At 65.7% G+C, this 14760-nt stretch carries 14 protein-coding genes; 7 read left to right on the forward strand and 7 right to left on the reverse strand.

Features of this window, described 5'->3' with window-relative positions; translation table 11 throughout:
• Positions 1 to 122: 122 nt before the first annotated feature.
• From A6A04_RS09800 to A6A04_RS09810, 3 genes are read left to right on the forward strand one after another with little or no spacing between them, the layout of a single operon-like run.
• On the forward strand, positions 123 to 602 hold the full coding sequence (locus tag A6A04_RS09800) for a rubrerythrin family protein (protein WP_068492328.1): 480 nt from the start codon (positions 123 to 125) through the stop codon (positions 600 to 602).
• A gap of 27 nt (positions 603 to 629) precedes the next feature.
• Positions 630 to 794 (forward strand): rubredoxin, encoded by a 165-nt coding sequence (gene rd, locus A6A04_RS09805; RefSeq protein ID WP_068492330.1) that lies wholly within the window; start codon positions 630 to 632, stop codon positions 792 to 794.
• 3 nt (positions 795 to 797) lie between these two features.
• Positions 798 to 1949 (forward strand): NAD(P)/FAD-dependent oxidoreductase, encoded by a 1152-nt coding sequence (locus A6A04_RS09810; protein ID WP_068492331.1) that lies wholly within the window; start codon positions 798 to 800, stop codon positions 1947 to 1949.
• A 10-nt stretch (positions 1950 to 1959) separates the two neighbouring features.
• Here A6A04_RS09810 and A6A04_RS09815 read toward each other — a convergent pair whose 3' ends face one another.
• The 4 genes from A6A04_RS09815 to A6A04_RS09830 all read right to left on the reverse strand — a co-directional run bounded on the left by A6A04_RS09815 (position 1960) and on the right by A6A04_RS09830 (position 7501).
• Positions 1960 to 2385 (reverse strand): DUF2934 domain-containing protein, encoded by a 426-nt coding sequence (locus A6A04_RS09815; RefSeq protein WP_068492334.1) that lies wholly within the window; start codon positions 2383 to 2385, stop codon positions 1960 to 1962.
• Positions 2386 to 2703: 318 nt separating this feature from the next.
• The gene (locus A6A04_RS09820) at positions 2704 to 2916 is read right to left on the reverse strand and encodes a ribbon-helix-helix domain-containing protein (RefSeq protein WP_068492335.1); all 213 of its coding nucleotides are present in this window, start codon (positions 2914 to 2916) and stop codon (positions 2704 to 2706) included.
• Positions 2913 to 6893, reverse strand: a complete 3981-nt coding sequence (locus tag A6A04_RS09825; RefSeq protein WP_068492337.1) for a Pls/PosA family non-ribosomal peptide synthetase — start codon at positions 6891 to 6893, stop codon at positions 2913 to 2915. The genes A6A04_RS09820 and A6A04_RS09825 overlap by 4 nt, the downstream gene beginning before the upstream one ends.
• Positions 6890 to 7501 (reverse strand): 4'-phosphopantetheinyl transferase family protein, encoded by a 612-nt coding sequence (locus A6A04_RS09830; RefSeq protein WP_068492339.1) that lies wholly within the window; start codon positions 7499 to 7501, stop codon positions 6890 to 6892. The genes A6A04_RS09825 and A6A04_RS09830 overlap by 4 nt, the downstream gene beginning before the upstream one ends.
• Before the next feature lie 121 nt (positions 7502 to 7622).
• On the opposite strand from A6A04_RS09830, the gene A6A04_RS09835 reads away from it, so the two are divergent.
• Entirely contained in the window at positions 7623 to 9005 is a 1383-nt protein-coding gene (locus tag A6A04_RS09835; RefSeq protein WP_068492341.1) for an SEL1-like repeat protein, read from the forward strand.
• Positions 9002 to 10687, forward strand: a complete 1686-nt coding sequence (locus A6A04_RS09840; protein WP_068492343.1) for a hypothetical protein — start codon at positions 9002 to 9004, stop codon at positions 10685 to 10687. The genes A6A04_RS09835 and A6A04_RS09840 overlap by 4 nt, the downstream gene beginning before the upstream one ends.
• Positions 10688 to 10816: 129 nt before the next feature.
• On the opposite strand, the gene epmA is transcribed toward A6A04_RS09840, so the two are convergent.
• Positions 10817 to 11863: an EF-P lysine aminoacylase EpmA gene (gene epmA, locus A6A04_RS09845; RefSeq protein ID WP_068492345.1), complete on the reverse strand. Its 1047-nt coding sequence runs from the start codon at positions 11861 to 11863 to the stop codon at positions 10817 to 10819.
• A gap of 31 nt (positions 11864 to 11894) precedes the next feature.
• On the opposite strand from epmA, the gene A6A04_RS09850 reads away from it, so the two are divergent.
• Both A6A04_RS09850 and A6A04_RS09855 read left to right on the forward strand, forming a co-directional pair.
• Positions 11895 to 12593: a glutathione S-transferase N-terminal domain-containing protein gene (locus A6A04_RS09850; protein WP_068492347.1), complete on the forward strand. Its 699-nt coding sequence runs from the start codon at positions 11895 to 11897 to the stop codon at positions 12591 to 12593.
• Positions 12590 to 13510: a DMT family transporter gene (locus tag A6A04_RS09855; protein ID WP_216636091.1), complete on the forward strand. Its 921-nt coding sequence runs from the start codon at positions 12590 to 12592 to the stop codon at positions 13508 to 13510. Before A6A04_RS09850 ends, A6A04_RS09855 begins: the two co-directional genes overlap by 4 nt.
• A 12-nt stretch (positions 13511 to 13522) precedes the next feature.
• Here the strand turns inward: A6A04_RS09855 and A6A04_RS09860 are convergent, their stop codons facing one another.
• Entirely contained in the window at positions 13523 to 14002 is a 480-nt protein-coding gene (locus A6A04_RS09860) for a hypothetical protein (RefSeq protein WP_156612551.1), read from the reverse strand.
• Between the two features lie 75 nt (positions 14003 to 14077).
• Positions 14078 to 14557, reverse strand: coding sequence for a hypothetical protein (locus A6A04_RS09865; protein WP_068492352.1), 480 nt, complete (start codon positions 14555 to 14557; stop codon positions 14078 to 14080).
• Positions 14558 to 14760: the final 203 nt, after the last annotated feature.

Below are 14760 nucleotides of genomic sequence, written 5' to 3' on the forward strand. Positions count from 1 at the left end.
GATCCTGAGAAGGAGATAGAATAATCGAATTTTCCGATTATAAAAACAAATCTAACTCGTTTCACTCGATTATATTGTTCCGGTAGTGTCTGTCCATCGGATCAACCCAAGGAGACACACCGATGGCAAACGACACCGCTTCCCCCACCATCAAGAATCTGGAAGCCGCCTTCGCCGGCGAATCCATGGCCAACCGCAAGTATCTCTACTTCGCCCGCCGGGCGCGCGAGCTCGGCGCCATCGAGGTGGCCGAGACCTTCGAGCGCACCGCCGAGCAGGAGACCATGCACGCCTTCGGGCATCTTGAACTGCTCTATCCCAAGGCCGAACTGACGGTGGAGAAGATGCTGCAGATGGCCATCGACGGCGAAACCTACGAGTACACCGAGATGTACCCCAAGTTCCGCCATCTGGCCGAGCAGGAAGGCAACAGCGCCGCCGTGAAGGAAATGGACGAGCAGATCGCCGAATCCAAGGAGCATGCCGAGCGTTTCGCCAAGATCCTGGCCACCGCGGCCAAGCGCTTCGCGGCCCTGGCCAAGGTCGAGGAACGCCACGCCGCCCACTATCAGGCCACCCTGGACGCCCATAAGGGCGCCTGAGACATCCGCTCGAAGAGGAGAAGAACCATGAAGAAGTATGTCTGCGTCGTCTGTGGCTTCGTCTATGACCCCGCCCTCGGCCTGCCCGATGAAGGCATCGCCCCCGGCACCGCCTTCGAAGATATTCCCGACGATTGGTGCTGCCCCGACTGCGGCGTGTCCAAGGCCGATTTCGAAGTGCAGGAGGGCTGAGCCATGACCGCCTCGGGAGCCCCTGGGGGAGTGGTCATTGTCGGCAGCGGGCTCGGGGGCTATTCCCTGGCCCGCGAGCTCCGCAAGCTGGCTCCCGCCACCGCCATCACCGTGATCACCGCCGACGGCGGCGAGTCCTACAGCAAGCCCATGCTGTCGGCCGCCTTTGCCCAGGGCAAGGATCTGGCCGGTCTGGTCATGAAGTCCGCCGGGCAGATGGAAGCCGATCTGTCCCTGAACGTCATCACCCGGCAAAAGGTCACCGGCATCGACCGGGCCGCCAAGCTGGTGAGTTTGGGCGACGGGCGCAGCGTGCCCTATGGCCGGTTGGTGCTGGCCATCGGCGCCGATCCCCGCCCGTACAAGGCGGAAGGCTCGGATCGGGTGACCATCCACACCGTCAACGATCTGGATGATTACGCCGTCTGGCGCGACGGGCTGATCCCCGGCGGCCGCGTCCTGCTGATCGGCGCTGGGCTGATCGGCTCGGAATTCGCCAACGACCTGACCACCGGTGGCCAGAAGGTCACCGTGGTGGACCCGGCGCCGTGGCCACTGGGCCGCCTGTTGCCCCAGGCATTGGGCGACGAGATGGCCAAGGCATTGACCGGGATCGGCGTCACGCTTCATCTGGGCCGCTCGGTCGCCAGGTTCGAGCCGGGCAAGGCGGTGCTGGATGACGGCACGGTGGTTGCCTTCGACAAGGCGCTGTCGGCCATCGGCCTGATCCCCCGCCTCGCCCTGGCCCAGGCGGCGGGGCTGGCGGTGGACAAGGGGATCGTGGTCGACCGCTGCCTGCGGACCTCCGACCCGGCCATCTTCGCCCTGGGCGATTGCGCCCAGACCGAGGCGGGACCGCTGCCCTTCGTTCTGCCCCTGATGGCCCAGGCCAAGGCCCTGGCCGCCACCCTGGCCGGAACCGACACGCCCCTGAAGCTTCCGGCCTTGCCGGTGGTGGTCAAGACCCCCGCCCTGGCCATGGCGGTATGCCCTCCGGCGCCCGGGACGGTCGGGGACTGGCGGGTGGAGGGCGAAGGGGGGGATCGCAAGGCGCTGTTCGTCGATCCCGATGGCAAGCCCTTGGGCTTCGCCCTGTCGGGAAGCTTCGCCGCCGAGCGTCAGGCCTTGGCCAAGGGGATGCCGGACCTGTTATAGGTCCGGCGTCTCAGGCGGCCGAACTTTCAATTTCGAGCAGCAGCCATTGTTCCAAGGGGGCGCCGAAGGGGCGGCCACGTTCTTCCCACAGCCGTTGTGCCCGCTGCCGCAAGGCATCGAGACCGCCATCACCGGCCAGGACGGCGGATACCTGCCGGTTGATGTCGATCAGGGCGTGGATGCGGTCATCGCGCCCGCCCTTGCCCGACGCCTCGTCGGTGGTCTTCAGGGCATAGGCGACCATGCCACGGTTGGGCACCCGCCAAGAGCGGGTGGCGGCCAGATGTCCGATGCTTTGCCAGACGCGTTGGTTCTGGCGCACCGCCTCGAGAAAGGCGGCGGCGTCCGCGGCATGGTCAAGCTTGCGCGCCGCCTCGTCCAAAGCCAGGGCTCCGGTTTCAGCGAGGGTCAGGTCGTTTTGGACACGGATGCTCATGGATGCCCTTCTCGCCACTCAGCGCGATCCTCTCACGGGAATGTTATGCCCAAAAAATCGAACCTACAAGTTTGTTGGCATGACATTTGGGTGACGGATGGGCACTGATCCAGATCAAAGCGGCGGGGGTTTGCCGCTGCTAGATTTGACCATTGTCACGCTAAGATGATGTGGGGGAAATACCATGGTTATTGACGACACCGCCCGTATCGCTTTGGGCTTTCTGGTTGCCATCCTCGCCGTTACCGGCGGTCTGACCTGGTTCGTGCTCAGCCGCATGAAATAGGGGGCGGGGCGGCGGCGCGGACGGGTCCAGGATCAGTCCGCCCGGCGCCCTTTCACCTCGCGCAGCACGAAGACCCGGATGGCCGAGGACAGATTGCCCGACCGGGTCGAGTCGATTTCGGCCACCAGTTGATTGACCGAGACGCCCCGCGATTCGGCGATACTCTTGAACTCGTCCCAAAATTCGCGCTCGATGGTCACGCTGGTGGCGTGGCCAGCGATGGTCAGCGAATGCTTGGCAATCATATGGATCCGACCGTCTGGGCCGGGGCGCCCGCCCATTGGCCATGGGCCGGAATGGATTCGCCCTTCATGACGATGGTCAGGGCGCCGATACGGGCGAATTCCCCCACATGGGTGTCGTAAAGCACGGTGGAACCGCTGCCGATGGTGACGCCTCGGCTGAGCTTGACCCGGCCCACCTTCATCACCCGATCCTCGTAGAGGTGGGTCTGCAGCGCCGACAGCGAGTTGATGGCGCAGAAATCGCCCACATCGATGCAGTCGAATTCGGTGATGTCGGTGGTGTCCATGAACACGCCTCTGCCGAAACGGCAGCCATAGAGCCGCAGCACCCAAGGCAGGAAGGGAGTGCCGCGCAGATGGTCCAGCAGCACCTTGCCCGCCAGCCCCCAGTACATCACCGCCACCGCCTCGGTCCGCAGCGCCCACCACGACCACATGGGCTTGGCGGTGGGGCGATAGACCCCCATCATCAGCCATTTGACGGCGATGGAGCAGGCGCACAGGGCCAGGGAAATCGCCACCGAGGCCACGATGAACAGCCCGATCACCAGCAGGTAGTCCCGCTGGACGATATAGGGTTCGATGGCCTCGACGGTGGAGATGCCGAAGGTGATGAACAACATGGTGGGCAACGACACCGCGAAGGCCTCGAACACCGCCCGCCACAGCCGCTTCCAGGCTGGCGGCGCATAGGTCCAGTCGGCACCGACCGCGTCGAAGCGTTGGCGCACCGGCAGCCTGATGGGGGGGCTGCCGAACCAGGTATCGCCGGGGCTCATCAGTTCATTGGCGGGGGGGCGTGACTTGATGCCGATCAGGGTGCCGGTGGGAATGCGGCATCCCGGCGGCACCACCGCATCATTGCCGACGAAGACCTGGGCCTCGGTCTTGACCGGTTCCAGGGTCATCCAGCCGCGCCGGATGCTCTCGTCGCCCAGCACCACCTCGTCGGCGATGAAGCAGCGCTCGCCGATCTCGGTCAGGTCGTAGCGACCGGACAGGTTGCACGAGATTTCCGCGTCCTTGCCGATCTTGGCGCCCATCAGCCGGTACCACATGCGCATATAGACGGTGGCGTAGAGCGACGACAGGGTTTCCAGGGTCAGTTCGGTGACCAGGGCGACGATCCACTTGCGGACGTAGAAGCCGCCATAGACCGAATAGTGACCGGCGGTGACGACCGGCAGCACCGACCAGCGCACGGCGGCGATCAGCAGCACGGTGATGGCGATCAGGGCCATGGCGGTGGGCCAGGCCATCAGCGGCAGGGAAATCAGGAAATCGATGGTCTCGCTGACATTCAGGACCTCGGTCATCTTCTCGAAGATCTTGAAGGCCGGGAAGATGGGCAGCAGGCTGATGGGCGGCAGCACCACCAGCATCAGGCCATAGAACAGGGTCAGGCCCAGCTTGCGCGCCTTGGAAGCGGTGGCCGGGGCGGGCAGGGCGTCCTTGTCCACCATGCCGATGCGGGTGGCGGGCGAGCCGTCCCAGTGCTCCCAGGCGCCAAGGCGGGCGCCCGAGGGTACGGCGGTCATGTCGCCCAGCTCAACGCCCTCGGCCAGATGGGTGTCGTGGCCGATGATGCAGGAGGTGCCGATATAGGCGTCGTCGCCGATGCTGATGGGGCCGATCACCAACTCGTCGCCGATGACCTCGGCATTGGCCAGCCGCACCTTGCCGCCGATGGCGACGCCCTGGCCGATCTCCACCAGATCGAAGGCGCCGGCTTCCAGTTCCGAGATGATGCAGTCGCTGCCGACCCTGGCGCCGAGCAGGCGCAGATAGATGCCCATGATGGGCGTGCCCTGGAACCACTTGATATGGGCGACGCTGACCACCCGTTGCGCCAGCCACCAACGGAAATAATAGACGCCCCACAGCTTGTGGCGGCCGGGGCGGGTGCGGCCCAGGATCACCCATTTCAAGGCGATGGAAACGGCGACGGTGCCGACATTGATGAAGGCATAGGTGACCATCAGGGTCCCGATCTCGCGCCAGATGCCCGCGTCCTCGCCCGACAGCAGCATGTAGCTGACGAACACGCCGAGCCAGGGCGCGGTGATCAACGCCAGCACGAAGGGCATGGCGAGCCCTTGAGCCAGGCCGCACAGGAAGCGGCGGCGCCAGGACGGCGGAGTGAAGGAGCGGTCGGCGGCCTTGGTTCCGGGCTTGGGCGCCCGGGCGTCCAGGGTGGCGGCCATGGCCCTGAGCGTGCGCAGGGCGTAGATCTCGTTCAGGGTCAGGCTGGACAGCGCCGGGGTCTCGCGCACCGCCGAGACGAATTTCGCCGCCAGCAGCGAATGACCGCCCAATTCGGTGAAGAAGTCGGCCTCGAAGGGAATGGCCTGGCCGGGGAACACCCGGCGGGCGGCGTCCAGCAGGGCGGCCTCGGTGGGGCTGGCGGCTTCTTCCTGCTCGTCGCCGCCATCGGCGTCCAGGGGAATGTCCTTCAGCGCCTTGCGGTTCAGCTTGCCCGAGACCAGCCGGGGCAGTTCCGGCAGCACCAGCAGGCGCGACGGCACCATATAGGCGGGAAGCTGCTCGCGCAGGGTCTCGCGCAAGGCGGCGGTGTCAGGCGTGGCCTCGGCCACCACATAGGCCACCAGCCGCTCGATGCCATCGTCGGTGCGCAGGCTTACGGCGGCCTGGGCAATACCGGGCTGGGCGACGATGCGGGCCTCGATCTCGCCCAGTTCCACCCGGAAGCCGCGGATCTTCACCTGATCGTCGATGCGGCCGTGGAAGGCCAGATTGCCGTCCTCATCGATGCTGACGGCATCGCCCGAGCGATACAGGATCGGGGCGCGGCCTTCCGTATCCCAGGGATTGGCGATGAACTTCTCGGCGGTCAGTTCGGGGCGGCCGAGATAGCCCGCCGCCACCCCCGGGCCGCCGATCAGCAACTCGCCGGTGGTGCCCGGAGCCACCGGGTGCAGCAACTCGTCCACCACGTGACAGACATAATTGGGGATGGGCCGTCCGATGGTCACCGGCTTGCCCGGCATCACCTCGGCCACGGTGGCGACCACGGTGGCCTCGGTGGGGCCGTAGGAATTGAAGATGCGGCGGCCTTGTCGGCACCAGCGCTCGGCCAGGGCCGGGGGGCAGGCCTCGCCGCCCAGGATGATGACGCGCAGCGACGGGATATCGCGCGGCATCAGCGACAGCAGGGTGGGAACCGTGTCCATGACGGTGATGCCCGCATCCACCAGGATGTCGGGCAGGCGATCGACCTCGGCCAGGGTCTGGCGACCGGCCACCCAGAGCGAGGCTCCCACCATATAGGGGACGAAGATCTCCTCCAGCGACAGGTCGAAGGCCACCGAGGCGCCCTGGAACACCACGTCCGACGGCCCGATGCCGTAGACCGTATTGGCGGCGCGCAGGTAATGGCAGATGTTGCGCTGGGAAATGACGATGGCTTTGGGCTTGCCGGTGGAGCCCGAGGTGTAGATGGCATAGGCGGGATCGGCCGTCCCGGCCCCCAGGGCACGCGGATCGGCGGCGGCGGGGGCGCTTTCGGCTTCAAGCGCGGGCAGGGTCAGGGTCACGCCGGGCAGCGGCGCCTTGATGCCTCCGGCGGTGACGGCATCCACCACCACCGCCCGGGCCTGGCAGTCGTCCAGGCATTCGGCCACCCGCTCGGCGGGGGCATCGGTGTCGAACGGAATATAGGCGGCGCCGGTGCGCAGGATGGCCAGCAATGCCACATGCAGGTCCAGCGACCGGCTCATCCACAGCCCGACGAAGCTGCCCCGCCCAATGCCTCGGGCGGCCAGGGCCGCCGCGACCTTTTCCACGCGCTGCGACAACGCGCCATAGGTCAGGCGGGTCTCGCCGAAGGTCAGGGCGACGGAGCCGGGAACCTGTGTGGCGGTGGCGGCGAAGATTTCCCACAGCAGCTCGTCGCGGGCCAGCGACGGATCGGCCGGGCCTAGCAGCGATGCAGGCGGAAGTGGAGAGAGATTGTTCATGACATCCCGAAAGACCGTCCGGCGGAAGGCTCCGCCCGGGCGGCGATGATAAAAGCTTCATCGACCATGGAGGTATACCAGACGACAGTATAGGAGGCGCTACCCAGCTCCGCAACGACCGAGGGCCATGGTGGTGGACCCGATACCAGCCCGTCGCCGAAATCCGGATGGTTCATCCCATCGGCAATGCCGACTCCCATGGCTTTCAGCACGGCTTCCTTGGCGGTCCACAATCGGCCGAAGGCCATGTCGCGCTCGGATGTCGGCTGGGCGCGCAGCCAGTGGGCCTCGCTGGCGGAGAACAGGGCGTCGGCCACGTTCTGGCCGCTGTCGCAACGGCCCAGGGTTTCGACATCCACCCCCACGGGACCGCGCCGCGATTGGGCGATCACCATCACGCCGTCCCGCGAGGCGGTCGAGAACCACAGGTTGATATCGGGCGCGACCAGGACCGGCTTGCCGGCGGCGTCCCGGTCAAACTCGATCCCATCGGCTTCAACCCCAAGGGTTTCCGCCAGATTTCGGCGCAGCAGGTCGCGCCGGGCCGCCGCCGAATCGGCAATTCCCGTATAGAGGCGCGTATCCATGTCGAGGGCGATGGATTCCATGTGCGGTTGATAGTGGGGGGCGCGGGCCGGGGCAAGCCCAAACCTTCGTCTGGGCTGTTCTCGACAGCGGGCATCGCTTCCGGCATGCTGGTGGCACAGCAATTGGGGACGGAAGAACGTCATGGCGCGCGAACCCGAGATCGTCACCCGATACCGGCGACTGGCCCTGGAGAACGACCCCGTTGCCCAGTTCAAGCTGGGCGATCTTTACCGCCTGGGCTATCAGGTCAAGCGCGACGTGGACGAGGCGGTGGTGTGGCTGGTGCGCGCCGCCCGCCAGGGCAACCAGGACGCAGTGAACCTGCTGAAAAAAATGGCGGCCGATGGTGTCGATGTGAAGCGGCGGGTCGATGACCTGCCGGGACCGCGTCAGCCCGCTCCCCGGCTGGACTGGAGCGGGGGGAGCGCCGAACCATCGCCTCCTCCCGCCGAGGTCGCGCCTCAGCCGGAGCCGCCCCCCCCTTCCCCGGCGCCTCGCCAAGCCAAGCCCGCTCCGGCCCCCGCCGCCAAGCCCGATCCCGCCCTGACTCCCTTGCCGGTGATCGAGGTGGAAACCGATCCGCTGCAGATCGGCGAGGAAAAGCCGGTGGATCCCGCCGTGCTGAAGGCCGCCGCCGACAAGGGCGAGACGGCGGCACTGGTTGCGCTGGGTAATGCCTATCGCGAGGGCAAGGGAGTCCCCGCCGACCCGGCCGAGGCGGTTCGCCTCTACACCCAGGCGGCCAAGGCAGGCGACGTGCGCGGTCAGTACTCCCTGGCGGTGATGTACGACCTCGGCTTGGGTGTGACGCAGAGCAATGCCCATGCGCTGAAATGGTACATGGAGGCCGCCAAGCAGGGCGACGCCGAGGCCCAGTTCAATCTGGGCAACATGATTCGCCAGGGCCGGGGCGTCGAGGCCAGCCCCGACGTGGCGGCGCAGTGGTTCCGCCAGGCCGCCGACCAGGGAGAATCCGCCGCCCTGTTCGCCCTGGGCGCGCTGCACGAATCCGGCAGCGGTGTCGACAAGGACGAGGAAAAGGCGGTGGAACTCTACCGCCAGGCCGCCGAGCAGGGGGAAGCCGAGGCCCAGTTCAACCTGGCCAACATGCTGCGCCAGGGCCGGGGTGCCGAGGCCGATCCAGCCGAAGCCGCCTCGCTGTGCCGCCGCGCCGCCGCGCAAGGATTGCCCGCCGCCCAATACAATTTCGCCCTGATGCTGCTGACCGGCACCGGCGTCGATAAGGATGAGGCCTCGGCCATTTATTGGCTGGAGCGTGCCGCGCGGGCGGGCAATGCCGGTGCCCAGTACCAACTGGCCATCATGTGCGAGCGCGGCCAGGGCCGCCCGGCCGATTCCGTCGAGGCCCATCTTTGGCTGACTCTCGCCGGCGCCTCGGGTGTGGCGGCGGTGGCGGACGCGTCGCGGCAGGCGGCCGAGGCGCTGGAGAACAAGATCGGCCCCGAGGGCTTGGCCGAATCCCGGCGTCGCCGTGACAAGCTCATGGCGGAGGCAACGCCATGAGTTCGCCCAAGACTTCGTTCGAGGTCCAGGTTCTCGACGGCAAGCACTGGGTCATCGCCGAGATGGCGGCCGACGAGGACAAGGCCAAGGCCTTCGCCGAGAATCTGGTTCAGGCGGGCAATCATGCCGCCGTCCGGGTGGTCAAGGATTACCAGCGTATCGACGGCACCCATACCGAGACGGTGCTGCTGGAAAAGCAGATCGCCCAGAAAGGCCCCGGCGATCCCACCCTGGCCTCCATCACCGAGGCGCCGCTTTGCGCCACGCTGGAGGATTTCTACGGCCAGCCGTCGCGGACCACCATCGGCCGGTTGCTGCGCAAATATCTCGACGAGGCGCTGATCACGCCCTTCGAACTGCTGCACGACCAGAAGGAGATGAAGCGCTTCGGCGACAAGGGCAACCTGCTGTTCGGCGCCATCGATCGGGTCTCTGCCCTGCAGGCCAAGGCGGCGGGTGACGAGAACTCCAAGGCGCGCAAGGACTTCCTCGACAAGTCCTGGGAACAGCTGATGGCCCGCGCCAAGGACTTCGTCGCCAAGAAGCCCAAGACGCCCGCCAATTTCACCGACGCGGTCAATGCCAGCGGCGGCGACGCCTTCACCCTGCGCGCCCTCATGACCCTGGCCCTGCTGGAAAAGCGCAGCTGGTTCGGCAAGCTGGACATGGTGATCGCCTGGGCGGCGGAACCGGCCGGGCAAGCCAACATGGCCGTGATCGACGCCGTCATCGCCGACCTGATGGTTCCGGCCCAGGTGATCCAGGACCTGCTGGGCTTCCAGTCCAATCTTTCGGCGGCGCTGTGCACCATCGTCAATCTGGTGGAAGGCAAGGGAGAGGCCGCCAAATTCGCGCCCCAGACCTTCACCGATCTCAATGCCCTGTTCGCCCAAGGCTGCCTGCCCCAGTCGCGCGAGGTCCTGATGGCCCGCGTCATCCGCGAGGTCGGCGGCGTCAACCCCCTGTCGCGCAACGATCCCAGCCAGGAATACGAGATGTTCCACAAGATGCTGCATCGTCTTGTGGACAAGGACAGCGTCACTGGCGGCCCGCCTTTGGCCGAGTCCCTGTTGCAGCGGGGTTCGCGGGTGCTCAATTCCGGCGGCGCCACCGTGGCGGCGCCCCAGGCGCTGCAACTGATGTTGGGCGCCCTGGCGGATGGCTGCGTCCGGCTGCAATTCCTGCTGACCCTGTGTGCTTCCAGTCTGGGCAAGAGCATGGGCGAGGTGCTGACCGAGGTGCTGGAGGCCCATATCCGGCGATCCTCCCATATGGACCAATGGGTGGCGGTGCGGCTGCCGCCACCCGCCCGCATGGCGGCGCTGTCGGCGGCCCACAAGGCGCTGAAGAGCTGTCCGGTGCTGGTGGACGGGTTCAAGAAACCGCTAGCCGACCTGATCGACGAGGTGATGGTCAAATACCTGACCGAGCAGGAAATCATCGAAAAGGTGGACAAGCCCGACGATCCCCTGGCGGCGCGGGCCATCCGGCTGGTGAAGTTCTGCGGTGCGGGCGTGCTGATCGAAGGCAAGTCGCTGAACATGGCCAAGGCCCGCGTCGTCGAGCATCTGCGCCAGAAGCAGTTCGAGGAAAAGTTCGTGGCCAGTTGCCCCGATCCCAGCCAGGGCGAGAAGGCGTTGCGCGACTTCCACAAGCTGCTGGTGGAATGCGGCTTCGGGTGAGGGCTTCCGTGTAAGGCCCCCACCCCAACCCTCCCCCGGCATGCCGGGGGAGGGGGAAGAAAGGGGTGCGCTAAATTTCCCCTCTCCCCGTGCAGAGCATGGGGGGAGGTCGGGAGGGGGGCTTTCTTCCTACGACGCCACCGGCGCCCACAGCACCTGATCGATGCTCTCGGCGCCGCACAGCAGCATGACGAGGCGGTCGAAGCCCAGGGCGATGCCCGCACTTTCCGGCATGCCGAATTCCAGCGCGGCCAGGAAATCCTCGTCCACCGGATGGGTTTCGCCATAAAGCTCGGCCTTCAGCGCCATGTCGGCCTCGAAGCGGCGGCGCTGTTCGGCGGCGTCGGTCAACTCGCCGAAGGCATTGGCCAGTTCCACCGCCAAGGCATAGGCCTCGAAGCGTTCCGCCACACGGGGGTCCTGGGGCGAGGGCCGGGCCAGTGCCGCCATGGACAGCGGATAGGAATGCAGGAAGACCGGCACGCCCTCGCCCAGATGGGGCTCGATGCGGTCCAGCATGACCTTGAAGAAGATGTCGTCCCAGCGGTCGAAATCGCTGACCGAGATGCCGATGCGGCGCGCCTCGGCCGCCAGAAGGTCGCGGTCGGGGCTAAGCGGGTCGGGGGCGGTGGCCAATACGTCGATCCCGGCATACTCGAAAAAGGCCTCGGCCACCGACAGCCGCCGCCATGGGGCGAAGGGATCGCACAGCCGACCGGCACGGTGCAGCTCCGTCACCCCGGCGGCGCGGGCGCACTGGCGCACCAGGGCCTCCATGTCCTCCATCAGTGCGTCCACCGTGGCTCCGGCCCGGTACCATTCCAGCATGGTGAATTCCGGGTGATGGGTGGGCGAGCGCTCGGCATTGCGGAACACCCGCGCCAACTGGTACAGCCGGGGCACCCCCGCCACCAGCAGCTTCTTCATGGCGAATTCCGGGCTGGTGTGGAGCGCCAGCTCCAGCGCCGGGCCGCCGCTGGCGTCGTGCAGGGTGGTGGTGAAGGCCTTGAGATGGGGCTCCATTCCCGGCGAGACCTGCAGGCAGGGGGTTTCCACCTCGGCGAAGTCGCGCTCGGCGAAAAAGCCACGAACCGCTTGGACGGCGCGGCTTCGCACGGCAAGATTGTCCCTGCGGCTGGCGAAGGCCTGGGGATGCCACCATCTATTCGCCGACATCGAATCGTCCTTTTCGGGGAGACGGAACCAAATGATCGACCTTTATTACTGGACCACCCCCAACGGCCACAAGATCACCGTGTTCCTGGAAGAGGCGGGGCTGGACTATCGCATCATCCCGGTGGATATCGGCAAGGGCGACCAGTTCAAGCCTGACTTCCTGAAAATCTCCCCCAACAACCGCATGCCCGCCATCGTCGACCATGACCCGGCGGGCGGCGGCGCGCCCATCAGCGTGTTCGAATCCGGCGCCATCCTGCTCTATCTGGCGGAAAAGACCGGCAAGTTCATTCCCGCCGACATCCGGGGCCGGGTCGAGGTGCTGCAATGGCTGTTCTGGCAGATGGGCGGGCTGGGGCCCATGGCGGGGCAGAATCATCATTTCGCCCTCTACGCCCCCGAGAAGATCCCCTATGCCATCAACCGCTATGTCAAGGAGACCAGCCGTCTTTATGCCGTGCTGGACAAGCGTCTGAGTGAGCGCGACTTCGTGGCGGGCGACTATTCCATCGCCGACATGGCGGCCTATCCCTGGATCGTGCCGTGGGAGCGCCAGGGGCAGATTCTCGACGACACCCCCAATCTGAAGCGCTGGTTCGAGGCCATCAAGGCCCGCCCGGCGGTCCAGCGGGCCTATGCTCGCGCCGAGGCGGTCAACACCCAGCCGGTGGTGTCGGAAGAGGCCAAGAAGGTGTTGTTCGGGCAGGACGCTGGCACGGTCAAACAGTGATCCGGCACCCCTTGCTGGCGGGAACCGCCTTCGGCATGGGGGCGGGGGTGATGTGGGGCACCATCTTCCTGGTGCCGCTGCTGCTGCCCGACTATCCCGCCCTGGTGCTGTCGGCGGGGCGCTATCTCGCCTTCGGGCTGGTGGTGCTGGTGCCCGCCTGGCTGGGGCGTGCCCATCTGCTGCGACTGGGCCGCGCCGACTGGCTGCGCGCCCTGGAACTCAGCCTGATCGGCAACATGCTCTATTACCTGGGCATCGCCCTGGCGGTGCAGCGGGCGGGAGCCCCCATGACCACCATGATCATCGGCACATTGCCGGTGGTGATCAGCGTGGTGGGGAACCGGGGCGCGCATCGGATCGCCTGGCGAAGGCTGGCCTTGCCGCTGGTGGTGATCGGCCTGGGCCTCGGACTGGTCCATCATGATGAATGGGGCCGGGCGGGGGCCGGGGCGGGCGAGGACTACGCGCTCGGGCTGCTCGCCGCGCTGGGTGCCCTGATCTGCTGGACCTGGTACCCATTGCGCAACGCCGCCTGGATCAAGGCGCGACCTAGCCTGTCCATGTCGGGCTGGGCCACCGCCCAAGGCCTCGCCACCCTGCCGCTGGCCCTGGCCGCCTTCCTGGTGGTGGACGGCATGCCCGGCTTCGACTGGCCGTTCGGCCCCGACCCCTGGCTGTTCGTCGGGCTGATGCTGGTGCTCGGAATCTGCGCCTCCTGGCTGGGCACCTGGTTCTGGAACCAGACCAGCCGCCTGCTGCCCGCCGGAGTCTCGGGCCAGATGATCGTGTTCGAGACGGTGTTCGGCATGGCCTACACCTTCCTCTATCGCGGCCAGTGGCCGGAATCCGGCACCATGGCCGGGCTGGTGCTGCTGGTGGGCGGCGTGGTGCTGGGGGTGCGGGCGGCGCGGGCTTGAAGGCCCAGGCTGTCAGTCGATCCAGAGATCGTCTCGATGGTCCAGGGTGTCCGGCCCAGGCGTGATGATGTCGGTGCTGACGGTGAAGCGGGGAACGTCATAGCGGCGGGCGTAGCGTCTGGCCCAGTCCCGCATATGCTCGAACCGATTGGGGCAGTCGTCGGCGAACTGGACGAACATTTGTCCGGTAGCTGGGTTGAGAGCCCACCAGAATAATCCCATTTGCGGCTGTTCTTCCGCCACGAATCTCGTCAGGCTGCGGAATATTCGCTGATTCATGTCTTCCGACCAACTGCCGGAAGACATGAAGTCAAGGCGCGCCAGGCACTCCTCTCGACGGTACTTGGCAACAAAATTTTCCATATGTTTGCTCAATGGGGCTGGGTCAATCACGCGCCGCTCGTCGTACTGGGTTTTCCAAATCCAGTACGACATCAGCGCGACGGCAAAAAATCCGGCTGTGCCGATGGCAAATATTTTCCGCATGATCACTACGGCTTTTTCGTCCGGTAAAGCTTGCTATGAGGGGAATCCTCGAAGGGGCATGTCGCCGGTTCGTCTCGGTTGTCATTCCACCCAAGCATCTTCATCGCGATGATCCAAGGTATTCGGCCCAGGCGTAATGATGTCGGTGCTGACGGTGAAGCGGGGAACGTCATAGCGGCGGGCGTAGCGTCTGGCCCAGTCCCGCATATGCTCGAACCGATTGGGGCAGTCGTCGGCGAACTGGACGAACATTTGTCCGGTAGCTGGGTTGAGAAGATATGAATAAGGCCCAAGTTGTGGGCGCGCCTCAGATACGAAGTGCATGAGGTTCCTGAAAATCCTATCCTTGAGGGCTTCTGACCATGTGCCGGAATCCGTAATATCAACTCTCACTAAGCATTCTTCCCTACGATATTTTGGAAGAAACGTTTCCATATGCTTGTTCAAGAGTGCCATGTTAATGGGCCTTTGCTCATCGTATTGGGTCTTCCAGACCCAATACGATGAGGCGGCGACAATCCCAAATATCCCGACCGTGGCCAAGATTGACTTATGGAGCATGGGAGCTACGGCTTCTTCGTGCGATAGATTTTGATGTGGGGGGAACCCTCCATGGGAGTGTACTCGGGCTGCGGTGGGTAGTTGAGTCGGAAGTTGTAGCCGTGGGGATTCTCGAAGGGTGGGTGGGGTCATGTCCCGTCGAGTGGTGTAGCAGCTTTTGCCTGGGGATGATGGCGTAGGGTGCGTAGCGCCCGGAGGCGTCA

Source organism: Paramagnetospirillum marisnigri, assembly GCF_001650715.1.
GTDB lineage: Bacteria > Pseudomonadota > Alphaproteobacteria > Rhodospirillales > Magnetospirillaceae > Phaeospirillum > Phaeospirillum marisnigri.